The sequence below is a fragment of the Shewanella sp. MBTL60-007 genome (genome assembly GCF_019654915.1).
Taxonomy (GTDB): domain Bacteria; phylum Pseudomonadota; class Gammaproteobacteria; order Enterobacterales; family Shewanellaceae; genus Shewanella.
On sequence record NZ_BPET01000035.1, the window covers coordinates 16,498 to 41,289 of the forward strand.

The window sequence follows — 24,792 nt, forward strand, 5'->3', positions numbered from 1 at the left end:
ACAATGCCACATAATTATAAAAACTCTACTCTGGCGGGTTATGCACTTCTAACAGGCCTATTTATCTCCGGCAGCATTCAAGCTGCCGGATTCGATATCTGGCTCTATCCGCTCGATTACAACGAAGCTGAACAGCAATGGCACTTAGGCGAAGCTAAAGCCGTTACCGAGCGTGATGGCTATGACAATCAACCCAGTTTTAGCCCTGATGGCCAAAATCTACTGTTTACCTCCGACAGAGTCGATTCACAAAATGATATCTATCAATATCGACTCGATAACGCGAGTCTCAGCCAGCTGACCTTTACGCCCGATCAGAGTGAATACTCACCACAGGCCTATGCGACAGCCGGCAATGGCGTACAAATTAAATATGTGGTCGAGCAAGGTGTACCTCACCAAAGCGTTTGGCAACAAAGTGCTAATACTCCACGCCAACGAGCAATTAACAGCCTCATTCCTGCAGGTTATTTTGCCAGTGATGAGCGTTTAGGCACGCTTATTTGGGCGAGGTACGCCTATAGCCTCTATTTTGAACCTGTGGGTGAAACCGCTGATGAGCGCCACTTTGTGGTCGATAATGTCGGTCGCAGTATTCACGCCATTCCCAACGATAAGGCCTTCAGCTATCTACATAAGCAGCTAGATGGCGACCGCATCATTAAGCGTTACTCGCCGCTAGACAATAGTCACCAGCGATTAATTGCACTGCCCCCTAGCGCCAACGAAGACTATACATGGAGCCAAGATAACTGGTTATTCAACATAGATGGTGGGGATTTAGTCGGCTGGAAAGCGGATCAAATGACTCAACCAGAATGGCAATTAGTCAGTTCAATATCGCCACCCAGTGCTGATCACCTTAGCCCGTCGCGTATCGCCATCAGCCCAGATAATAAGCACTTAGCCGTCGTTTGGCAGCGAAAGTAAACAGATACAAAACACAATCAAAAATAATAATTAGTGAAGAGTCGCCCCCTGATGAATAGCCAACAATCAAGCTGCAAAACAATTTACACTCGCCGTATTATCGCCGGCTTACTCGCCCTTTTTATCAGCCCGTTAAGCTATGCAGCTGATACGCCGAAAAGATGGCAAAATCACCAAATCTTCGAGCAGAACAAGCAGCCACCACACGCTAGCTTCTTTGGCTATTCGAGCCAAGAGAAAGCCCTCAAAGATGACTACCGAGTCAGCAGTAACTTTTTCGATCTTAACGGCCGCTGGCAATTTCATTACGCGAATAACCCATCAAGCGTGCCTCAGGATTTTGCTCAAGCCAATGCCGATCTCACAGGTTGGCAGAGTATTCAGGTGCCGGGAAACTGGGAAACCCAAGGTTTTGGTCACGCCATCTACCTCGATGAGCGTTACCCGTTTACCACGACTTGGCCCGATGCTCCTGAGGATCACAACCCTACCGGCAGTTATCGCCGTCTAATCACCTTGCCAGAAGCTTGGCAAGATAAGCAGGTTTTCCTACACATTGGCGCGGCTCGTTCGGCGCTGACCGCCTTCGTCAATGGCACCGAAGTGGGTTACAGCCAAGGGGCGAAGACTCCGGCAGAGTTTGATATCACCTCTTACTTAAACAAGGGGGAAAACCTGCTGGCCTTAAAGATCATCCGCTGGAGCGATGCCAGCTATCTAGAGAGCCAAGACATGCTCAGGGTCAGTGGTATCGAGCGCGATGTCTACCTCTATGCTACTGAAAAACAGCGTATCAGCGATATCGACGCCCAATATCAAATGTCGGCAAGCCTCGACAAGGCCGAGGTAGCACTTAAGCTAAAACTCGAGAACCACACCAAAGCCAAAGACGTCAGCCTCAGCTATCGACTGCTTTCGCCCCAAGGTGTTGAGGTTAGCCGCGGTGAACAAGATATCGCTAAGCTTAAAAAACTGCAGAGCCACAAGTTCGACTTCTCCATCGCGTCTCCTAAGCTTTGGAGTGCAGAAACTCCAAACCTCTATCAACTCATCGTTAGCCTAAGCGACAACCAAGGTAAATTGCTGCAAGCCAGTAGTCAGCAGTTGGGCTTTCGCCGAGTAGAAATAAAAGAGGGTCAACTATTAGTGAACAACAAGGCGATCACTATTCGCGGTGTCGACAGGCACGAAACCGATCCAGATACAGGTCATGTGGTGAGTCGAGCAAGCATGGAAACCGATATTCGCCTGATGAAGCAAAATAATATCAATGCCGTACGCTCGAGCCACTATCCAAACGATCCCTACTGGTTAAGCCTCACCGACAAATATGGCCTGTACGTTATTGATGAAGCCAATATCGAGTCACACCCGCTAGCTATCGATAAGAACACCCAGCTAGGTAACGAGATGAGCTGGCTGCCCGCCCATCAGGCACGAGTCGAGCGCATGGTTGAGCGCGATAAAAACCACCCCTCTATTATCATCTGGTCTCTGGGCAACGAAGCCGGTGAAGGCAAACTCTTTGCCGCCCTTTATGATTGGATTAAGCTGCGTGACCCGAGCCGCCCAGTGCAATATGAACCTGCAGGGCAACACGCCTATACCGATATCGTCGCGCCCATGTACCCATCCATTGAGCGAATCGAAAAGTACGCTAAAGAGCATAATGATAGACCGCTGATCATGATTGAGTACGCCCACGCCATGGGCAACTCAGTGGGTAATCTGCAAGACTACTGGAATGTCATCGACCAGTATCCACAGCTGCAAGGCGGCTTTATCTGGGACTGGGTCGATCAATCTCTTGCGTTTACTAATGAAAATGGCCAACGTTATTGGGCCTACGGCAAAGACTATCACCCCGACATGCCCACCGATGGCAACTTTCTCAATAATGGCTTGGTGGACCCCGATAGAAATCCACACCCACATCTGTCTGAGGTGAAGAAAGTCTATCAGCCATTCAAGCTGTCTGACTTTAGAGCCGTGCAGCATAAGGTCGAGTTTACGCTATCCAACCGTCATGACTTTATCGGCACCCAGGGCCTAAACCTAGTGTGGACAGTGCAGCAAGATGGCCGCTCATTTGCAGAGGGCTTGCTCGCTATGCCACAAATAAACGCTGGCGCTAGCAAGGCAGTCCAGCTGACGCTGCCTAGCTCAGTGCTTGAGGCGATGCAGCAAAACCCACAATATGAATATCAGCTGTTACTTGAAGTTAAGGTCGATACGCCACAGCCTATGCTGCCAAGCGATCACCTGATCGCCTTCGAGCAGTTTCAGCTACAATCGGCAAAAACGACCTCGCACCAAGTAATCGATGCCATCGAGCAAAATAGCGAAAGCTGGATTCTAGCTAACAGGGACAACCAATATTTCATCAACAAAACTAGCGGCTGGTTGACCGATATTAAGGTCAAGGGAGTCTCACGCCTAGAAGGGCCCTTGATGGTGAACTTCTGGCGCGCGCCGACCGATAATGACTTAGGTAACCAGATGCCTAAGTGGGCTGGCATGTGGCAAGACGCCGCGCTCGAGCTTGAGCTCGTATCCATCAGCCGCACCAAGGGTAAGCATGCTGCGCTCAAGGTTGTTCAGCAGCATCCAGTGCTTGGCTTTAGTCTCACCACGACTTATCAGCTGAGCCAGCAAGGGAAATTACTGGTAAGTAGTGATTTCACCCCAGGTAGCGCTGAGCTTGCCGATCTGCCTCGATTTGGTTTCACCACAAAATTGCCATTTAAAAACCGCTTTATGCACTACTTTGGCCGTGGCCCAGAGGAGAGCTATGCCGATAGAAAAACCGGTAATGCAGTCGCTTGGTATGCCCTGCCAATTGAGAAAACCTTCCACCGCTACTCAAGACCACAGGAAACAGGGCAACGCACCGATGTACGCTATGTGGCCGTGACAGATAGCAAAGGCGCAGGCTTGCTTGCTCAAACCACAATGGACGGTGAGATGCTGCAGACCAGCCTGTGGCCTTTTGCTCAAGCCGATATCGACTTTAGGGACGGCGATGCCGAGGGCTCCGCCTCAGGTTTAGTGCCTGTGACGGCTAACCATGGTGCTGAGATCCCAATCCGTGACTTTGTCACTTGGAACATCGATTACAAGCAGATGGGGGTCGGCGGCGATACCTCATGGGGGCGTCCAGTGCATGCCCCCTATCGTATCGCTCCTAAACAGATGAAATTCAGCTTTAGCCTAGCGCCTATTTCAGCGGACACAGATATCAAACTACAGGCTAGAGGCGACAATAGATAAAGCCCTAAAAGCTAAACAGCATTCAGTTATAGCCAACTAAATGCTGCCTAGGCAAGACAATATCTGTCGGCCTTTTAGGCATAATGCAGATATAGCAAAACCAAGGATATAAAACTAAAAATAACAGTGAAGGATCAACATGGAACAGACTATTCAACTGGTTATATTTTTTGGCTTAACCGCCTTAGTAGGTTTAATCACCTACCTAAAGTGCCGCAAGGTGACTCGCGACAATAGCGACAGCAAAGATTACTTTCTTGCCGGTGGGGGGTTAAGCTGGATCGTGGTCGCAGGCTCATTAATGATGACCAATATCAGTGCCGAGCAAATCGTGGGGATGAACGGTGCCCAGACCTTGCTCGTCGCCTGGTGGGAGATCGCCGCGGCGGTAGGATTAATCATATTGGCTAAATGGCTTATTCCTATCTATTACAAATATAATTGCACCACCACCACGGAACTACTTGAGCGCAAGTATCAGGATAAAGGGATCCGCGCCATGGTATCGGTGCTGTTTATGCTCGGCTATGCCTTTATCCTATTACCTGTGGTGCTTTATACCGGCTCGCTGTTTATGAAGTCTATGTTTGGCTTATCAATTTCAGTAACCGCTCTGGCTATTATCTTTGCGGTTGTGGGCGCTATCTATGCGATTTTTGGCGGCTTAAGGGCCATTGCTATATCCGATAGCCTCAACGGTATCGGTCTGCTGCTTATGGGCGTAGTGGTCTCCTACCTTGCACTCAATGCCGTGAACTGGGATCTGTCTGGCGTACCACTCGAACGCTTGACCCTTGTCGGCGATAGCCAGTCGGATATTCCTTGGCACACCCTATTAACGGGAATGATCTTTATCCAGATCTTTTACTGGGGCACCAACATGGTGATCACCCAAAGAGCCTTGGCGGCAAAATCGGTCAAAGAAGCACAGAAAGGCCTTTATGCCGCTGTAGTCATGAAACTGATTATTCCAATTATCGTGGTACTTCCCGGCCTTGTCGCCTATAAGCTTTATGGTGATGTAGGGGATGTCGCCTACGGTAAACTGGTTGGGGATATTCTACCTAGTTGGCTATCAGGTGCCTTTGCCGCCGTCATGGCCGGCGCAGTATTAAGCTCATTCAACTCCTGTCTGAACTCGGCTGCGGCGCTTTATACCTGCGATATTCACCAAAACTATATCAACCCTAATGCCGATATACGTAAAATTGGTACCCGCGTTGCCCTAGTCTTCACCCTGTTCTCGTTGTGCTTGGTGCCCGTGTTTGCGCAGTCGGCTAGCATCATCTCCTTGTTGCAGCAGCTAAACGGTCTCTACTCTATGCCTGTTCTTGCAGCCTTTATCTGTGCCCTCGCCTTTAAAGATGTGAATGCAAAAGCGATTAAGTTTGGCCTAGTGTTCGGCGTGTTGATGTATGCGATATTTACCTTCGTCTGGAGTCCTTTGCACTTCATTCATATGATGGCAATCACACTCGCAGCGACAATCTTAGTGACATTAGCACTGAGCAAATATGTTTTTGGCCCACAGAGCCTGAGCGCTCAGCTAGTGAGCGATTAAGCGGTAACAGCATCGGGCTCGGTAGGCTTACCCTGCCGAGCCTGCTTTTTGACGGTTGGGTTTGATTTGTTTTCGGCTAAACCATACTCGGGTCTCAGCCACAGCTCTAATAAAAAAACTCAGTTACACAAATTGTAGAGTCGTGATATAAAACAATAGATGGATATTGAGTGTACAAATTACTCTTCACTGCAGTTCTCACTAGGAGACAACTGCCACTCAATTAAGATGTTCAACATCTTAGAAAAATTTTAATGTAACCCGCTGTTAAGAAATTGGTCGCCAGAATCAAAGTGCAGCGAATACTAATCAGTTTAAAGATTTGATCACTCAGCGAAAGTTTAGTGCTTTTGAGGCAAGGTCATTAATTGTTCCTGCATGAATGAACTCATCAGGGAGCAAGCACTATGTTATTCATTCGCCTTGAATAAGTTTGCCCAAAATACTCAGGGTAAAACAACTTCTTATACTGATTAGTATAACCACTCAGTTTACAGCAAGGTCTTTGTACTGAGCGCAAATATTAACATTCGGAAATTTGAGATTATGTCCAACCCCAGTCAACGAGCAAACAAGCTGTTTGTGCAAACTTTTGGCACCCAAGCCGATGAGCTTTATTGTGCCCCTGGACGTGTCAACCTTATAGGTGAGCATACAGACTATAACGATGGCTTCGTGCTTCCAGCCGCCATCAATTTCTATACTGCGGTTGTTGTAAAACGCCGTGACGATCAGCGCTTTCGCGCCGTATCCGATGCCTTTCCCGGTGAAATCGAAGAGTGGGTTTTCGGCGAAGAGGGTCTGCCCGTTGCCAATCATTGGTCAAACTACCTCAAGGGCTTCACTGCCGCCATGGCTAGCTCAGGTCTAGCGCCAAAAGGCCTAGACGTGGCAGTTGTCAGTAATGTCCCTATGGGTGCTGGCCTGTCCTCATCGGCCGCATTAGAGATAGCCTTTGGCACTGCAGTCAACGATTGCAGCCAGATCAAACTGTCGCCACTTGCCATCGCGCAACTGGCTCAGCGTGGTGAAAACCAGTTTGTCGGCTGTGCCTGCGGCATCATGGATCAGATGATTAGTGCCTTGGGTGAACAAGACCATGCGCTGCTTATCGATTGTCTCGACTTAGACAGTGAAGCGATCAGTATTCCCGACAGCTTGAGTCTGATTATCATCAACTCAAACGTACAACGTGGCTTAGTCGAGTCTGAATATAACTTGCGTCGCGAGCAATGCGAATTAGCGGCGACTCACTTTGGTTTGGAGTCGCTGCGCGATCTTGATCTCGCCACACTAGAAGCGGGCAAGTCAGAGCTCAGCGATGCCAGCTATAGACGCGCTAAGCATGTTGTCACCGAAAACAGACGCACTCAAAATGCCGCATGGGCATTGGAGGCGGGAGATATCGCTAAATTAAGCCAGCTAATGGCCGACTCTCACCTCTCTATGCGTAACGATTTTGAGATCACCACTGACGAAATCGATTATCTGGTTGAGATTGTCAGCGAGGTGATCGGTGAGCGAGGCGGCGTGCGTATGACTGGCGGCGGCTTTGGTGGTTGTGTTGTGGCACTGGTCGATCATGAATTAACTGATGCTGTCGTCGAAACCATCGAGCAAAAATATGCAATGAAGACAGGCCTAGAAGCCGACATTTATCTGTGTTCTGCCAGCGATGGCGCCAAACGTATCGATAATTAATCATTTCTAACAAAACCTAGAATAAGGACTCAACATGGTACGCTTTCGCGCTCTCGAACCTTGGAACGATCCACGCGGAGGACAGATTGAACGAGTCCTTATTGATAACGGCACTATCGCTATTGAAGTGTTAAGCCTAGGCGGCATTATCCGCTCTTTATGGACCCCAGACCGCAATAACGAGCGGGGCAATCTAGTGTTGGGATGCGATAGCGTCGAAGATTATCTAAGCCAAGATGCTTATCTAGGTGCCGTTGCAGGACGATACGCAAACCGTATTGCCAATGGACGATTTAGCCTTGGCAACACTCAGCATCAACTCGACATTAACCAAGGCAATAACTGTTTGCACGGAGGCAGTGAGGGCTTTCATCAAAAGCAGTGGCAGCTCGGCACTCTCCCTGATGGTGTACGCCTTAGTCTAAGAAGCCCTGATCTTGATATGGGCTTCCCCGGTAACTGTAACGTACAGCTCGACTATCGCCTCGTTGGAAGTAATCTCTATGTAGAGATCTTAGCCAGCTCAGATAAACCCTGCCCAATCAGCCTCACGCAGCACAGCTATTTTAACCTCGATGCTAGCCAGACAACTCTGAATCACCAATTACAGATCGATGCCAAACAGTATCTGAGTCTAAATGATAGCGGGCTCCCAAAGGCGATCTGTGCAACCCAAGACAGTGACTTAGATCTTTCTATGCCTACAGAGTTGCAATCACTCATTGGTCGTGAAGAGTTAACCACGACATCGGGTATCGATCACTGCTTCTTAATGCCTACAACTGAGTCGAAGTTACAGCGATTTGGCCGTTTAAGTTCGCCGCTCAGTGGCCGCAGCATGACCTTATATACGAATCAGCCTGGTGTACAGGTATATGGGGGGAATGGTTTAGAGGGAGTGGTTGGCAAGAATCAACATAGATTAAATCAATATCAGGGGATTTGCTTGGAGCCTCAACAGGTACCCGATGCCCCTAACCAAGCTAACATTGCAGGGAACGCAATAATTAACCCAGGTGAAATCTACCATCATATCAGTCGCTATCAGTTTGCGAATGATGCTTAAAAGCAGATAACAGCGCCTAGGCGCTGTTATCTAACTCTTAATGATTAATCGTCGTAATCATCTGACCAATCATCATCATAATCATCATCGCCATCGGCTGACTCTAACTCTGGCTCATCGTCTTCAGAAACGGCTTTTGCCTTCTTAGGAGCCGCAGCTGCGCTCTTAGGATTATTCGCCTCAACCCAGCCTTGATGTTTAGCCATAAACTCTTCTCTGGCAGCAAACCAAGCAGCACCACAAGTCTTTTCAACTTCAGCTATCGCCTGGTCATCAAGTTCATGCAGGTTAGGCTTAACTATATCTTCTGCATACTCGATGATTGCTTCACGAGTCGCGTTATAGAAGTAAACACGCCCTGCAGAAGCATCTGGAAACTGTTTATCATGAATAAGAATGGTATTGCCGCGAGCAGTTCTTAGCTCACCGTACCAAACTGGTTTTTTTGTCGTCTTGTACATATATGTTAATGCCCTTAAATCAACACATACAAAATAAAGTAAGAAGTAAATTGCGCTAACATTTACTTCCGTTTTCCCTGTATTTTGCCATCAGGGACAGAAGCGGTATTTTTACAGATTTTTGCCGAATATCAAGAGTAGAAAATACAAAATATCTCTCTCAAAGACGAAATAAATCACATAAATTATTCAGCTCTTATCGAATTTAGTTCAAAGCAGTCGTTATTCAAGTTTTTCGCTATCAATAAATACAAAAAATCACCAAGCAGAGTGACAACCCTCACAACATCAACAATTTAAATAACAAGCACCGAAAAAAAACAACAAGCCTTAGTCAAACATCAAGCCCTATTACTATAGGGTTAGAGCTAGATTGTATCGAAAGGACTACAACAAACTATCCCTAAATATCGATTTTCAATTCGCACTCAATCAAGTGGAAGGATGAGTGATTAAACCTGTCCATCCCCCCTCCTTTCTTAGTAGGGTTTTGTTAGACTAAGACCAGCCTTAATATCATGAGCAGTAAAGGATTGTTTTGAAGTGTAGATTACTCATACTCTGTGCCATGAGCTTTTCGACAAGCGCAGAGCAAATTGTGGTGGCTTCCGATATATGGTGCCCCTATATCTGCACCGACAATTCAGGCTATGTAGTCGAGCTCACGCAGCAAGCTTTCGCCTCGGTTGATATAGGAGTGAAGTTCGAATCAATCCCTTTTCAAAGGGCACTAACACTCACAAGTCAGCACAAGCTCGATGCCGTATTGGCGGTAACAGCCAAACACATTGCAACCTTCTCCCTCAGTAATAATCATGTGGCGATTGGGCAATACACCAATGATTTTTACACACCAGCAAGCTCTCATTGGCAGTACTCTGATCTAGAAAGCCTAGATAACAAGCTGATCGCTACCATTTTAGGTTATGATTATGGCGAGTCATTGAACCGTTACTTAGAAAATAGCCAAAGCCACATTCGCACCTCCGGCGAAACACCGCTCAAGACCAACCTCTATTTAGCGACCAAAGAGCGAATTGACCTATTAATAGGTAACCGTTACGTCATCGATTACACCGCTAAACAATATGGCTATAGTGAGGATATACGTTTCGCAGGTAGCGAAGATAAAAGCACTGCGCTTTATGTTGGATTTAGCAACAATGATAAGGGGCGCAGCTTCGCCACTAAGTTTGCTCAAGGCATAGAAAACCTAAAGCAAAGCGGCCAATATCAGGCCATTCTAGATAAGTATCAGGTCGCGTTTTAACCCCAACACCTAAAGTAAATAGTTAGTGTGAATTAACAAAATCATCATATTTTTCAGTGAGGTAATGTTTCAAAAGTTCGGCAAGTTCTCGCGCTATCAAGCATAAAAAAGCCCAGCTAAATAGCTGGGCTTTCTGTAATAACTGTAAATTAGAACGGGATATCGTCGTCCCAGCCATCATCCAAATCTGGAGTGAAGTTCTGCTGTGGCTGCGGAGCAGGGCGCTGTTGCGGCGCTTGCTGCGGAGCAGGTGCAGATTGCGGCTTAGGCGCGTAACCACCTTGTTGAGGTGCTTGCTGCTGTTGCTGTGGTTGCTGTTGGTAACCACCTTGTTGAGCTGGAGCTTGTGGCTTCGGCTGGTAGCTGTTTTGCTGTTGAGGCTGCTGTTGTGAACCGTAACCGCCTTGCTGTTGCTGCTGACCACCATAGTTCTGGTTGCCACCTTGTGATGGAGCACCAGCATTTTGGTTACGGCTACCTAGCATCTGCATGCTACCACCTTGATCGACAACCACTTCAGTGCTGTAACGATCTTGACCGCTTTGGTCTTTCCACTTACGAGTCTGTAGCTTGCCTTCAAGGTAAACTTGAGAGCCTTTACGTAAATACTCACCAGTGATTTCAGCTAGTTTGCCGAACATCACAACACGGTGCCATTCAGTACGCTCTTGCTGCTGACCTTGTTGGTCTTTCCAAGACTCACTTGTCGCCACGGTAATGTTGGCTACGGCATTGCCATTTGGCATATAACGTACTTCAGGATCTTGTCCTAAATTACCGACCAAAATTACTTTATTGACACCACGACTAGCCATTGAAATCTCCTGGAACGTATATTAAATTTTTACTAATCGACAGAGCGTAACACAGCTCTGGCTTCTCTCAAATCGAAATGGTCATCTACTTTTAAATAAGCTACTTTCTCTTCGAGTACAACGATGGCTTCAGACACCCCTGCTAAAGCCGAAAGCTCAGTAGCCATGGTCACTGCGCTCTGTTTGTCAGTGACATTCGCTTCCAGTGTGTAACTCTTGAGTAGCACAGGATTTTTCATGCCGAAGGTCAATAAGAACCAGAGACACATTAAGCCTAATGCAACAGCAAATACTCCTGATGCCCCAACCAACTGATAGGCACCACCGCCTAATATACCACCACAAAACGCACCTAAAAATTGGCTCGTGGAATAAACGCCCATAGCTGAGCCTTTATCGCCAACCGGACAAAACTTAGCAATGAGGCTGGGAAGCGATGCTTCAAGATAATTAAAACCGGTAAAGAACAACACCACAGCGATGCTCAGTACCACTAAATTATCGGCGAATATCGCCATAGAGCCAAGCGCTGCCATCATGATAATAAGAGCTACTTGGAACATGCCTTTGGTATTATTGCGTTTAACCCCAATAATAATCAGCGGCACCATCAGGAAGAATGCCCCCATAAAAGCTGGGAAGTAAAGCATCCAATGCTTCTCTTTAGCGAGACCAGCATCCACTAAATCCAGCGGCAGAGCCACAAAGACAGCGGTTAACACCAAGTGCAAAATGAAAATACCCGCATCGAGTCTAAATAGCTGCGGATCGAACAACATGCGCTTGAGCTTTTCTGGCGCGGCAACGGTATCGCCCTTTGGAGCCTGACCAACAGGAGTAGGCACTAATAGCTGTACGATCAACATGCCTAAAATGGCGAGCCCCGCCGTCATCATAAACAGACCTGATAGGCCCAAGTGCTGAGCCACAATTGGACCAACCAATAGCGACAGCGCAAAGGAGAAACCGATACACATACCAATAATCGCCATCACCTTGGTACGCTGTTCATCACGAGTTAAGTCCGCAGCAAGTGCTAAGACGGCAGCGGCAATAGCCCCCATCCCCTGCAATGCGCGACCAGCAACCACGCCGTAAATCGTCTCGGCATTGGCCGCAACTAAGCTACCTAGGGCGAAAATAAGCAGTCCAGCGAGAATAACGGGCTTACGGCCGAACTTGTCAGACAAGATCCCCATAGGAATTTGAAGAACTGCCTGAGTTAAACCGTAGGCACCAATGGCAATACCCACCCATAAAGGTGAAAAGCCTTCGAGGTGCTGTCCGTAAAGCGCGAATACAGGCATGATCATAAACAAACCCATCATACGTAGCCCGAATACACTGGCTAATGAAAACGCGACCTTCTTCTCAGTCTTGGATAGTCCCTTGTTGGCCATTCCCCGTCCTGCTCTATGAACTTAAAATTAGGTGGCGCAGTTTATCATGAAGTTTTTCAATAACCCAAAAGTAAAAGTGAAAGATGCATGACTAAGTCATGTTTTAACTTAATAGCGACTCACGTGACGGACTCGGGCATAAGATGCTTAAAAATTATAGAGACACACCAAATCCTTCCCTACAATTGATCCTAAGTTCTGTCTATTGCCACGGGCAAATTTGTGAGATACTTAACCACTTTTTTCGGCTTAGAGATCTGAACGCTAGATGGAAAATATTGAAGTTCGTGGTGCTCGTACCCACAATCTTAAAAACATCAACCTGACTATTCCCCGTGATAAACTCATTGTGATCACAGGCCTGTCTGGTTCTGGCAAATCTTCTCTTGCATTTGACACCCTATACGCTGAAGGACAGCGACGTTATGTCGAGTCATTGTCGGCCTATGCTCGTCAATTCTTGAGTTTAATGGAAAAGCCTGATGTTGATCATATTGAGGGCCTAAGCCCTGCCATCTCTATCGAACAGAAATCTACATCTCATAATCCACGTTCCACAGTGGGTACCATTACCGAAATCTACGATTATTTACGCCTGCTGTTTGCCCGTGTCGGAGAGCCTCGCTGTCCTACTCACGGTAAGCCTCTCGCGGCGCAAACCATTAGTCAGATGGTTGATAAGGTGCTTGAACTGCCTGAGGGTAGCCGTCAAATGCTACTGGCTCCCGTCATTAACAACCGTAAAGGTGAGCACGTTAAACTATTAGAAAGTTTATCCGCTCAAGGTTATATACGCGCCCGCATCGACGGAGAGGTCTGTGACTTAACCGATCCACCAGAACTGGATCTTCACGTTAAGCACACCATCGAAGTGGTGGTTGACCGTTTTAAAGTGCGTGAAGACATGAAGCAGCGCCTCGCGGAGTCATTCGAAACGGCGCTTGAGCTATCGGGCGGTATCGCCAAAGTCACCAGTATGGAACCTGTAGAAGGTAAAGCTAAGCCTGAGGAACATGTATTCTCAGCTAACTTTGCTTGCCCAGTATGTGGCTACTCCATGGCCGAGCTTGAGCCAAGGATCTTCTCATTTAATAATCCAGCCGGTGCATGCCAAACCTGTGATGGTTTAGGCGTGCAGCAGTTCTTCGATCCAGAACGGGTGATCACCAATACTGAGTTGTCATTAGCTGGCGGGGCTATTCGCGGCTGGGATAGACGTAACTTCTATTACTTCCAGATGCTGACCTCGCTCGCCGAGCACTACAAGTTTGATATCGAGAAACCCTTCGAACAGTTAAGTGATGACGTACGCAAAATCGTACTCTATGGTTCAGGTAATCAGAATATCGCATTTAAGTACATCAACGATCGCGGCGACGTGGTCGTAAGAAATCATCCCTTCGAAGGGATCTTAAATAACATGGACAGACGCTATCGCGAGACTGAGTCCAACGCGGTACGTGAAGAGTTGACTAAGTTTATCAACACCCAACCTTGCCAAAGCTGTGGTGGCTCTCGTCTACGTGAAGAAGCCCGTAACGTCTTTATTAAAGAGTTAAACCTCCCAGTCTTAACCCAGTGGTCTATCGGCGAGGCAGCAGAATACTTCGAGCAGCTTGAGCTAACAGGCCAACGTGCGCAGATCGCCGAGAAGATCTTAAAAGAGGTACGTGATCGTCTAGGCTTCTTGGTCAATGTCGGTTTGAACTACCTAAGCCTGTCACGCTCAGCCGATACACTCTCTGGCGGTGAGGCTCAACGTATTCGTCTCGCCAGCCAAATAGGCGCTGGGCTTGTTGGGGTGATGTATGTCCTCGACGAACCCTCTATCGGTCTGCATCAGCGAGATAACGAGCGCTTGCTACAAACCCTTATTCATCTGCGTGACTTAGGTAACACGGTTATCGTTGTCGAGCACGATGAAGACGCCATTCGCATGGCGGATCACGTTATCGATATCGGTCCGGGCGCGGGTGTTCACGGTGGCCAAGTTATCGGTGAAGGCACCTTGCAAGATCTACTCGACTGCAAAGAGTCGATCACAGGTCAGTACCTATCTGGTGAGAAACAGATTCACATCAAAACCGAACGCAGCCAGTACAATCCAGATAAATTAATCGAGCTTTTTGGCGCATCGGGTAACAACCTTAAAGATGTCGATCTGCAAATTCCAGTAGGCTTGTTCACTTGCATTACTGGGGTATCAGGCTCAGGTAAGTCGACGCTTATCAACGACACTTTCTACAAGATTGCTCATATGCAACTTAACGGTGCAACGGTTGATGAGCCCGCACCTTATAAGAAAGTGATTGGCATGGATCATTGCGACAAGGTTGTAGACATCGATCAGAGCCCAATTGGTCGTACGCCACGTTCTAACCCTGCGACTTATACTGGTATTTTCACTCCCATTCGTGAGCTGTTCGCCGCCACCCAAGAGTCACGCACTCGCGGTTATCAGCCTGGACGTTTCTCTTTTAACGTCAAAGGCGGCCGCTGCGAGGCTTGTCAGGGCGATGGTTTAATCAAGGTGGAGATGCACTTCCTACCGGATGTGTATGTGCCTTGTGACAGCTGTAAGGGTCAGCGCTATAACCGCGAAACCTTAGATGTGCGCTTTAAAGGCAAAAACATCCACGAAGTGCTGCAGATGACAGTTGAAGAAGCAAGACCTTTCTTCGATGCCATTCCTGCCATCGCTCGTAAACTACAAACCTTAATGGATGTGGGTCTGTCTTATATCCGCTTGGGTCAGAGTGCCACTACTCTGTCTGGCGGTGAAGCCCAGCGTGTGAAACTTGCCAAAGAGTTATCGAAACGTGATACCGGCAAGACCTTGTACATTCTCGATGAGCCAACGACGGGTCTGCATTTTGCCGATATCCAACTGTTACTGGATGTATTGCATCGCCTCAAGTCACACGGAAATACTATCGTAGTCATTGAGCATAACCTTGATGTGATAAAAACAGCAGACTGGATTGTGGACCTCGGTCCTGAAGGCGGTTCTGGTGGTGGTACGATTTTAGTTGCTGGTACACCTGAAGAGGTTGCAGAGCATAGTGAATCTCATACCGCACGTTTCTTAAAGCCACTTTTAAGCAAAGCATAGAGCCAGTTAGAAAATCGATGCACTTTAAAAACCTCTTCTTAAGCACAAGCCTAGTGATGATGCTAGGCCTGCTGCTTATCGCAGTATTCGATCCCCTGATAGGTAACTGCAAGTCAGTCAAGGCCAGAGTGATTAGCAGCGATGATGAATCAACCACCATAGCACTGCCCGATGGCAGTGTCGCTCGTGTGGCTGTAGGTAATCTAAAAAAAGACTCAAGGATAGAAGTTACTGCTAAACAAAGACTGTTTTCGCGCCTTCCGGTTTATAAGCTCAAGCAAATCCTGTCTCTGCCACAGAATAAAGCCCAAACACCAACAAGCATGAGTGAAAAACAGTCGCCAACATGAGTGTTAAACGCTAGTCTCATAACAGTGATACTGAAAGACACTCATGGGCAAAATGTATGCTGCGTTTACTTTTAATCACCACAGCTTTACTAGGCTCTACGATATTGACCTCCTGCGCCACTCGCTCCTACTGTGATAAGGAGCCTGCAATCTATTGGGCCGATGTCAGCACCATTACAGCCGATCTGCATACCCTAAGTTCGGCTCGTTTACAGGGACGCAAAACAGGCACAGAGGGCGCCTCCTTAACCCGAGAGTTTCTGCTGCAACGCTTCAAACAAATAGGACTCCACCCTTGGCAAGGCCGATACCAACACCCTTTTAGCTACCACCGCTCATTCACTGATAGAGTGGGGATCAATATGGTCGGTATGCTCCCAGCTAAACAAGAAACCCAAAGTTGGCGCATCATCATTGCCCATTATGATCATCTTGGAGGCAGCGATAGGCGGTATTACCCCGGCGCCGATGATAATGCCTCTGGCATCGCCGGGTTACTGCAACTGGCCCAATTTGCAAAAGAGCAAGGCAGCAAATTCAATCTGTTATTCGTTGCCAGCGATGCCGAGGAGCCAGGGCTTTATGGTGGGTATGCTCTGATTGAGCAACTTAAGCTTGCCAGCACAACCCCCAATATCGAACAGGTAGAGCTGGCCATAAACCTTGATATGATAGGCAGACCCGACCGAACTGGCGCCATCTACATTGAGGGAGCAAGACGTTTTGATTCCTTCTCACAGATGCGAAAGTCCATCAGGCAGGATAACCAGATCTGCATTCGAACTCAGCAGCCTAAAGCCTTCGACGGCTCCGTCATCGCTATCGACTTTTTACGCGCCTCCGATCACTACCCTTTTCATCAAGCTGGCATACCTTGGCTCTATTTTGGTGTACCAATCCATAGCGATTATCACCAACCCACCGACACCGCGGATAAAATAGATGTTAACTTTCTCGCCGCCGTCAGCGAATCAGCCTATCAACTGTTAAAAATAGACAGCTTAATACTCAAAAAACCACAATAATTTTACTGATTAGTCACTTTTTAAACAGTCCAACTCATTATCTGGCCTGTTATTTGCTTTGAAATCTGATAAAAATTCAGGATTGATTGGTAATACCAATTGTAAGCTGCTATACTAGTCGGCTTACTGATATGTTTCGGTGCGGGAAGTCGACACGGGGTTGATTTTCTGTCTATTAAACATCAGCACATACTTTTTGTGCTCTGCTATTCCACAAGGCTACAACCCATGTCATCCAGTGAAAAAACTTTCCGCGAACTCGGTCTTGCCGAGCCTTTGTTGCGTGCTCTTGACGAGTTAGGTTATGAAAAACCAACTCCAATCCAGGCAGCAAGTATCGAGCCTCTTATGGCTGGTAAAGATATTTTAGGTCAGGCGCAAACCGGTACAGGTAAAACAGGTGCTTTCGCACTTCCTCTACTAAACAGCATCGACCCAAATACGAATGCTCCACAAATTTTAGTACTAGCGCCGACTCGTGAACTTGCAGTTCAAGTTGCTGAAGCGTTTGCTAGCTACGCTAAATTTATGAAGGGCCTACACGTTCTGCCAATTTACGGCGGACAGAGCATGCATCAGCAGCTAAACGCTTTGCGTCGTGGTCCTCAGATCATCGTCGGTACTCCAGGCCGTGTTATGGACCATATGCGTCGTGGCACACTTAAGCTTGAAACCTTGAAATCAATGGTTCTTGACGAAGCCGATGAGATGCTAAAAATGGGCTTCATCGATGATATCGAATGGATCCTTGAGCACACACCTAAGTCACGCCAATTAGCGCTATTCTCTGCAACTATGCCAGAGCAGATTAAGCGTGTTGCTAACAAATACCTAAATGAGCCTCAGCATGTAAGCATCGCTGCGACTCACACGACTGTTGAAACTATTGAGCAGCGTTTTGTTCAAGTATCACAGCACAACAAGCTAGAAGCACTTGTACGTGTTCTAGAAGTTGAAAAGACCGAAGGTATTATTATCTTCGTTCGTACACGTAACAGCTGTGTTGAGTTAGCCGAGAAGCTAGAAGCTCGTGGCTATGCATCGTCTCCACTACACGGCGACATGAACCAACAAGCGCGTGAGCGTGCAGTTGACCAATTGAAGCGCGGCAAGCTAGATATCATCATCGCGACTGACGTTGCGGCTCGTGGTCTAGACGTTGAGCGTATTGGACACGTAGTTAACTTCGATATTCCTTACGATACTGAAGCTTATGTTCACCGTATTGGTCGTACAGGCCGTGCAGGTCGTACAGGTATGGCGATCCTTTTCGTTACACACCGTGAAATGCGTATGCTACGCACTATCGAGCGTGCAACTAAGAGCCGTATTTCTCCAATGGACATCCCTAGCCCAGAGACAGTGACAGAACGTCGTCTATCTCGTCTAGGTGAGAAAATTTCTGAAACAATCGCACAAGATTTAGATTTCATGAAGGGTGCTGTTGCCAAACTTTGTCAAGAGCTAGAAGTTGACACTGACGTACTTGCTGCGGCATTACTGCAACAAGTTCAGAAAGATCGTCCACTGCAGCTACCAGCAATGAACGAACGTCAACGCGATAGCCGTGACGAGCGTAACTCTCGTGACCGTAATGACCGTGGACCACGTGATCGTAGCGACCGCCCACGTCGTGAATCTCGCCCAACACCTGCTAACCTAGGTGCAGCGGATTCATTAAAGGACAACCCAGACGTTAAGATGTGCCGCTATATCATTGATGTAGGTCGTGACAATGGCGTTGGCGTAGGTAACATCGTTGGTGCCGTAGCTAACGAAGCGAATATCGATAGCCGTTACATTGGTCAGATCCAACTATTCGACCAAGTGACAGCAATTGACTTGCCAGACGGTATGCCAAAAGAAGTACTACAACACCTTAAGAAGGTGCGTGTATGTGGCCGTCCATTAAACATTCGTGAAGCGGCGGGTGAAACATTTGCCAATACTTCTGGTGGCGATAGCCGTCCACCACGTCGTCCTCGCAGACCAGCTGGCGACCGTCGTCCTTCTGGTGACAGAAAGCCACACCGCAAGGGTCCAAGAGACGCTGAATAAAACTTAACGCTTGGAACTGATGTTCCAGCTACAAGACCTAAAAAGGAGCTAATGGCTCCTTTTTTGTTTTCAGCCGCATAGACTCATTATTCGATGCAGACCTTTCTCCCTAAAAGACATCACACAGGCTTCCTCTAGCCTGACGATCGCAATGCAATCAAACACAACAGCTGAAGCTCGTAGTCGCAACACTCCTCTTTTAAGGTGCCTAGAAACAGCATAAAAAAAGCCACCGTTAGAGGGTGGCTTACTCATCTGTTGCTGATTAGGCAACGACCTGAACTTGCTTTAACGCCCTGCGTTTCTCCCAGATAGGAGACAACTGCACAGCAATCACTGATACCACAATTAACACTATCCCGCTAAACGATAGCGGGTCAATAAGCGCCCCTTTAATGATATCACTCCACCAACCTAAGGCCACCACAATGGCTGTAAGGCTAAAACTGATTACTGGTGTCAGAGCCAGCATGGCACTTACCTGTCCAGTAGGCCAATACTTCATCGACTGACCAAAACAACCGTAAGCTATAACCGTATTAAATGCACAAAAAATCGCGATAGCCCACTGGTTTGAGTCCATGACAGCGAACTGACTAAAGTCGCTAAAAGGCGCCATGGCAAAGATGCCAAATAAGTAGATAAACAACAAAATGTTATTGGGTGATAGACGCTTGATCATCGACTTCTGAATTAATGCATAACTTGCCCATGACAGCACCGAGAACTGAACGATCATTACTCCCTTCCATACGTCTGACGGCCCGGAGCTAAAGTCTAAATAGGGGTGGAAGAACATCAACATGCCTAAGCCCAGTGTCGCGAAACAACTGAGTTGTATCGCATTGAGTCGCTCTTTAAAAAACAACATCCCACCAAAAGCTAGGAAGAAAGGCGAGGTTTGGAAGTTGAGCTGAGCCGAGCCCGGCGCAAGATACTTAAGCGAATAGACAAAAGAAACGTAGTTAAAAATCAAGAGCACACCAGCTAAAACTAATTTTAGCCAAGACACTTTATCGAGTCCTTTAAACTGCTTGATACTGCCACTTAGATACTGAATGGCAAAGCCTACCACCAGAGCGACCAAGAAACGGAACCAGGTTAAGGTAACAGCATCGATAAATTGCCCCGATAGTTTGAGTGCTATCGGCAATATCCCCCAAAAAACAACAGCAACAGAAATAAAGATAAATCCAAGTTTAAACTCGGAACATTGAGCGCGCGGATCCATGAATATGGCCATTGAAGAAATAACAAGATCGGCGATATTGCCCTATTGCCAACTCTAGGTCTAGTAGGCTAATCGATTCTCTTATAAAGTGTGCGACCTTGAGCCTGTAACAGCTGTAGCCGCTGTAAACAAACCTCACAAATACAAGCAGTTCCACTCAGGTTCTGAAGCTCTTCTTCCCCTAAAACGTTAGCTAACAGCACTTTATCTGGAAACTCTTGTTTACTGCACCAACACTGCTCAATGCTCGCCCCAGTTTCTGCAGCACAACGATTAAGCCCTTTGCATAGAGGGCAATGGTTAGCATCGGCAAAGTCCTTAACGAATAAAGTGTCCTTAACGAATAAAGTGTCCTTAACGAATAAAGTGTCCTTACTAGGTAAAAGGGACTTGTCCTGCTCACCCATAGGCTCAACCTCATTCATAAAATCAACGAATTATGACTCTTATCACTCACCACGCTCATTACCGCCACCTAATGAGTAACTAAGAGAAATTAACCTCATAAGCGAGTGCCCTGCACTCTAAGTGGGCAAGACAGGACGCATAAGGATTATCCTTTAAGCACTCCATCACCACAATGCCGTTACCGCCAATTTTATGCACCTTATACTTTAACGTCTCAATAATACTAGAGTAGATGGGTGGCGGCGTGTTAACCCTTTGGCAATAGGCTGCACTCACATCACCAATCATCTGAGAGTCGTGGTTATACACTTCTTCTGCTGTGTACTCTACTACCTGACCAGTTTGATATTTATCAACAACCATTTCTGGCGTTAAATTGGTATTAAATTTCACCCCCTGACAGGCCGTCACCCCCATCAAAGTGGCAATTAAAAAGATAAGCTTTAATTGATTGTCCATAATCAAATCCTGTACAAAGTATCTCCAACCTCACTTAGACTACCTACTTAGGGATTGTTACTCAAGCCACACATAAACCTACATAAGCAGCGCTATGTCAGCTCACCCGAAAACAAAAAAGCCAACAACCTAAAAGGCTATTGGCTCAATCTGAGACGTTAAGGTTCGTCACTTACCTGGCCTAACGCCTAGTGTGTGACAAATTGCATAGGTCAGCTCGGCGCGGTTCAGAGTATAAAAGTGGAAATCTTTCACTCCTTCACGAGACAAGACTTTAACCATATCGATGGCCACGTTCGCTCCCACCATCTGGCGTGTGGTTGCATCATCCTCTAACCCCTCAAACTGGCGGTGTAACCAGCCAGGAATCGACACATTGGTCATCGCGGCAAACCGCTTAGTCTGATTAAAGTTGGTCACCGGGAGAATACCTGGCACGATCTCAGCGTCGATGCCGGCTGCGGCGCAACGATCACGAAAACGTAAGTAAGACTCTACATCGAAGAAGAATTGTGTAATTGCACGGTTGGCACCAGCATCGATCTTCTTCTTTAGATGAATAAGGTCGGCTTGCGCGTTACTCGCATCAGGATGCACCTCAGGATAAGCGGCAACTGAAATATCAAAGTCAGCGACCGAGCGCAGTAGGCGTACAAGGTCGTTAGCAAAGCGAGTCGGCTTAGGGCTGCCGTCAGGCAAGTCGCCACGCAGGGCCACGATATCGCGAATACCGCTGTTCCAGTAATGCTTTGCCAGCTCTTTAAGCTCTTCATCACTGGCGTCCACTAAGGTCAGGTGCGGCGCAGCCACTAAATCGGTCTCTTGCTGGATCCGCTCGATCACACCATGGGTTCTATCTCGAACGCCTGAGTTAGCGCCGTAAGTTACAGAGACGAACTTAGGGTTTAATGGCTCTAAACGACGAATAGAGTTCCAAAGTAGCTTTTCCATCTCTGGAGTTGAAGGCGGGAAAAATTCGAAAGAAACGTTAATGTCGCCATTTAGCTCAGACAGGCTCTGGTTTAATGATGTTGCATGTTGTGCGTGATGAAAACCCATTTCTACTTCCTCAACTTCAGCCTTAGTTTGCATTCCCATATAGACGTTTGGACGTCTATATGTCCACATACTAGAGAAACTGAGATTGAAGTCAAGAGTAAAAAGCAGGCAATTGAATTTTTTTCTTGAGACAGTAAAAAGATCTAGCTTCAGGAAAAGCTGGCCTAGGATTGAAAATAAAAAAGGGCTCAAATGAGCCCTTTTTTAAAAATGAAGATTATTCTTGTAGTAGATCGCGACAAATATGAGCTAAGTCCGATTGTACGGCCGCTGCAGTCACTAAACGTCCCGCGCCAGGTCCGCGGATGATCAACGGGTTGTTCTGGTAGAACTCACTGCGGATCACAAACACGTTATCCCCTGGTGTTAGATTCGCATAAGGGTGAGAAATATCGACCCACTGGATCCCAACCTCAGCCTTCAGCTTACCATCGACCTTATCTAAAGAGGCGACATACCTCAGCACCTTATCCTGCTCGGCGGCAGCCACAAACTGCTGTTGCATATCGGCATCGAGATCACCAATACGCGCTAAAAACTGCTCTAGTGACAATTCTGCAAGGTGAGCGGGAACCAAAGATTTAAGCTCAATGTCTTCAAGCTCAATCTCAAAGCCGATCTCACGGGCGAGGATAAGTAGCTTACGCTGCATATCTCGACCAGATAGATCGTCTCTAGGATCCGGCTCGGTGATCCCTAAGCCCCTGGCTTCGATAACGAGCTCAGAGAAAGGCTTTTTCCCATCGAAGTTTTCAAATAACCAACACAGAGTACCGGAGAAAATCCCGCCAACCGCCTCAATACTGTCGCCGCTATTATGCAGATCGTTCAACGCATGCTGTACTGGTAAACCAGCCCCACAACTGGCGTTATAGCGCCAAAACAGACGACGGTTGTCCAGCTGCTGCTTCAATTCGCGATAGAAAGTTAACGGCCCTGAACCCGCTAACTTGTTTGCACTAACAACGTGAATACCACGAGCAAAAAACTCTGGATACTGCAGAGTCAGATCGGCACTGGCACTGATATCCAGCGCAATCACTTCATCACACTCTAAATCATGCAACTCTTCAAATAAATGGCTGTACTGCCAAGGCGTCGCGTGCTGTTCGAAGGCTTGCTTCCAAGAGTCTAGCTCAATGCCTTCATCGCTAATCAGCGCTTTACGCGAGCTCACCAAACCGACTAACTCGACGCTAGCCTCAAGCTCTTTGTTTAAAGCCGCCTTAGCGTTGCTAAACAACTCAACCCAGGCTTCGCCAATATTACCGACACCCAATAACAAGACGCCGATACGTTTACGTGGTCCTGCGCAGCGACGATGCACTTTCTGGGTTAATAGGTTCACCTGTCCTTGAGGCACCAAGGTCACTAAGCTCATGCCATCGTTAAACAGAGGTCTAGCGTTACGGCTAAGCAGCCTAGCAAAACCACGGCGATACAAATTGGCATCGGCGCTCACTAGCGCAACTAAACCAAGATCTTCGGTGATCTTAATATTACTCACACCTAATGCATCTCGATTAACATCTAACAATGCTAATACCTGCTTCTGGTTTTCTAGAGTAACCGTTAACTCAACACGGCCCTGAGCCAACTCCCAGTGAGCAAGTGGATTTAGCCCAGTTTCCTCAAGCAGTTCAATAAGTTGACCAAAATCAGTCTTAAGCTCAAAGTTAAACAGCGCAACGCTACTTAGATTGGTGACAACCGGCGCACTCGCGGATGAACTCTTTGGCGCAATCAAGGTAAAGTCGGTATGGGAGGCGTAACTTGAGCGAACTGCAAGACTCACTTGAGTATCAAACAAGGGTTGCAGGGTTCGATTATGCAATACCGGCGAACCTAAGTGTGCCAAACGGTTAGCTTCGGCTAACGAGAGACTACTGAGAAGCTTTGCATCATTGATCTTATTCGGATCGGCGTTAAACACCCCCTCAACATCGGTCCAGATAGTCACACGCTCGATATCTGCCAAGCTGGCGATCAAGGTGGCGCTAAAGTCGGAGCCGTTACGCCCAAGTAGTAAGGTATCACCACGCTCATTGGCACAGATAAAACCCGTTATGATGAGGCGTTCATTGGGGTGTGTTTCGGTCATGGTGTGAACGCGCTGGCGAGATTCCTGCAGGCGGATCTGCGGCACGGCGGCCTCATCGGCGATCAACAGCGTACGCGCATCGACATCGGATGCAGCTACACCAGACTCGCGCAGTAGCGCCGCCAATAGGCGTGCAGACCAACGCTCACCAAAGCTTACCACTTGGTTACTCTGATAATCATTAATCGACTCTAATGATAGCAGACTGATCAGCTGCGCCTTATCGTTAGAGAGGCGCTCTCTTAAGGAGCGAGCCTGTTCATTTGAGAGCAACTGCTCAATCAAATTTTGCTGAAAACTGATCAGTGTTTGTAGCTCTTCTTGCCACAGCTGTTTAGTCGTACTCAACTCGAGTAACTTATACAAGAAGTTGGTGCTTTTACCTGCCGCAGAGACCACAACTAAATCATCGCTGTGACCGTGAGTCAGCAGAATATGAGCAACGCGACGGTAACAGTCTGCATCCGCAAGACTTGAGCCACCAAATTTATGTAAGTGACAGCGTGCCATCGTAT

18 protein-coding genes are annotated in these 24,792 nt (G+C 47.4%); 10 read left to right on the forward strand and 8 right to left on the reverse strand.

The genetic code is table 11. The features are described from left to right. Window positions 1–3 precede the first annotated feature (3 nt). From K5Q92_RS14105 to K5Q92_RS14125, 5 genes are all read left to right on the forward strand, one after another. Window positions 4–930, forward strand: a complete 927-nt coding sequence (locus tag K5Q92_RS14105) for a hypothetical protein (protein ID WP_220769634.1) — start codon at window positions 4–6, stop codon at window positions 928–930. A 51-nt stretch (window positions 931–981) separates the two neighbouring features. Then, the gene (locus K5Q92_RS14110) at window positions 982–4,200 is read left to right on the forward strand and encodes a glycoside hydrolase family 2 TIM barrel-domain containing protein (protein ID WP_220769635.1); all 3,219 of its coding nucleotides are present in this window, start codon (window positions 982–984) and stop codon (window positions 4,198–4,200) included. Window positions 4,201–4,339: 139 nt separating this feature from the next. Beyond that, on the forward strand, window positions 4,340–5,761 hold the full coding sequence (locus K5Q92_RS14115; RefSeq protein ID WP_220769636.1) for a solute:sodium symporter family transporter: 1,422 nt from the start codon (window positions 4,340–4,342) through the stop codon (window positions 5,759–5,761). Window positions 5,762–6,307: 546 nt separating this feature from the next. Further along, on the forward strand, window positions 6,308–7,462 hold the full coding sequence (gene galK / locus K5Q92_RS14120; RefSeq protein ID WP_220769637.1) for a galactokinase: 1,155 nt from the start codon (window positions 6,308–6,310) through the stop codon (window positions 7,460–7,462). Between the two features lie 34 nt (window positions 7,463–7,496). Further along, window positions 7,497–8,528: an aldose epimerase family protein gene (locus K5Q92_RS14125; RefSeq protein ID WP_220769638.1), complete on the forward strand. Its 1,032-nt coding sequence runs from the start codon at window positions 7,497–7,499 to the stop codon at window positions 8,526–8,528. Window positions 8,529–8,572: 44 nt separating this feature from the next. On the opposite strand, the gene K5Q92_RS14130 is transcribed toward K5Q92_RS14125, so the two are convergent. Next, window positions 8,573–8,989, reverse strand: a complete 417-nt coding sequence (locus K5Q92_RS14130; RefSeq protein ID WP_220769639.1) for a hypothetical protein — start codon at window positions 8,987–8,989, stop codon at window positions 8,573–8,575. 538 nt (window positions 8,990–9,527) lie between these two features. On the opposite strand from K5Q92_RS14130, the gene K5Q92_RS14135 reads away from it, so the two are divergent. Next, a complete protein-coding gene (locus K5Q92_RS14135; protein WP_220769640.1) occupies window positions 9,528–10,259 on the forward strand; it encodes an ABC transporter substrate-binding protein in 732 nt (243 codons plus the stop codon). 149 nt (window positions 10,260–10,408) lie between these two features. Here the strand turns inward: K5Q92_RS14135 and ssb are convergent, their stop codons facing one another. Together ssb and K5Q92_RS14145 are read right to left on the reverse strand one after the other, a co-directional pair. Then, window positions 10,409–11,074, reverse strand: coding sequence for a single-stranded DNA-binding protein (ssb, locus tag K5Q92_RS14140; protein ID WP_220769641.1), 666 nt, complete (start codon window positions 11,072–11,074; stop codon window positions 10,409–10,411). A 32-nt stretch (window positions 11,075–11,106) separates the two neighbouring features. After that, complete coding sequence (locus K5Q92_RS14145; protein WP_220769642.1) at window positions 11,107–12,474, reverse strand: MFS transporter; 1,368 nt, start codon at window positions 12,472–12,474, stop codon at window positions 11,107–11,109. Window positions 12,475–12,742: 268 nt separating this feature from the next. On the opposite strand from K5Q92_RS14145, the gene uvrA reads away from it, so the two are divergent. From uvrA to K5Q92_RS14165, 4 genes are all read left to right on the forward strand, one after another. After that, complete coding sequence (gene uvrA, locus K5Q92_RS14150) at window positions 12,743–15,586, forward strand: excinuclease ABC subunit UvrA (protein ID WP_220769643.1); 2,844 nt, start codon at window positions 12,743–12,745, stop codon at window positions 15,584–15,586. Between the two features lie 17 nt (window positions 15,587–15,603). Beyond that, window positions 15,604–15,936 (forward strand): hypothetical protein, encoded by a 333-nt coding sequence (locus K5Q92_RS14155; RefSeq protein ID WP_220769644.1) that lies wholly within the window; start codon window positions 15,604–15,606, stop codon window positions 15,934–15,936. 56 nt (window positions 15,937–15,992) lie between these two features. After that, complete coding sequence (locus K5Q92_RS14160; protein ID WP_220769645.1) at window positions 15,993–16,961, forward strand: M28 family peptidase; 969 nt, start codon at window positions 15,993–15,995, stop codon at window positions 16,959–16,961. Between the two features lie 228 nt (window positions 16,962–17,189). Continuing rightward, window positions 17,190–19,019 (forward strand): DEAD/DEAH box helicase, encoded by a 1,830-nt coding sequence (locus K5Q92_RS14165; protein WP_220769646.1) that lies wholly within the window; start codon window positions 17,190–17,192, stop codon window positions 19,017–19,019. A 265-nt stretch (window positions 19,020–19,284) separates the two neighbouring features. Here the strand turns inward: K5Q92_RS14165 and K5Q92_RS14170 are convergent, their stop codons facing one another. The 5 genes from K5Q92_RS14170 to K5Q92_RS14190 form a co-directional block, all read right to left on the reverse strand. After that, window positions 19,285–20,262 carry a DMT family transporter gene (locus K5Q92_RS14170; RefSeq protein WP_220769647.1) on the reverse strand — a complete coding sequence of 326 codons (978 nt, stop codon included), beginning with the start codon at window positions 20,260–20,262 and terminating at the stop codon, window positions 19,285–19,287. A gap of 56 nt (window positions 20,263–20,318) precedes the next feature. Then, a complete protein-coding gene (locus tag K5Q92_RS14175) occupies window positions 20,319–20,675 on the reverse strand; it encodes a cysteine-rich CWC family protein (protein WP_259649581.1) in 357 nt (118 codons plus the stop codon). A gap of 61 nt (window positions 20,676–20,736) precedes the next feature. Next, entirely contained in the window at window positions 20,737–21,117 is a 381-nt protein-coding gene (locus K5Q92_RS14180) for a hypothetical protein (RefSeq protein ID WP_220769648.1), read from the reverse strand. Window positions 21,118–21,285: 168 nt separating this feature from the next. Next, the gene (gene metF, locus K5Q92_RS14185) at window positions 21,286–22,176 is read right to left on the reverse strand and encodes a methylenetetrahydrofolate reductase (RefSeq protein ID WP_220769663.1); all 891 of its coding nucleotides are present in this window, start codon (window positions 22,174–22,176) and stop codon (window positions 21,286–21,288) included. Between the two features lie 217 nt (window positions 22,177–22,393). Continuing rightward, entirely contained in the window at window positions 22,394–24,787 is a 2,394-nt protein-coding gene (locus tag K5Q92_RS14190) for a bifunctional aspartate kinase/homoserine dehydrogenase II (protein ID WP_220769649.1), read from the reverse strand. Between the last annotated feature and the right edge of the window lie 5 nt (window positions 24,788–24,792).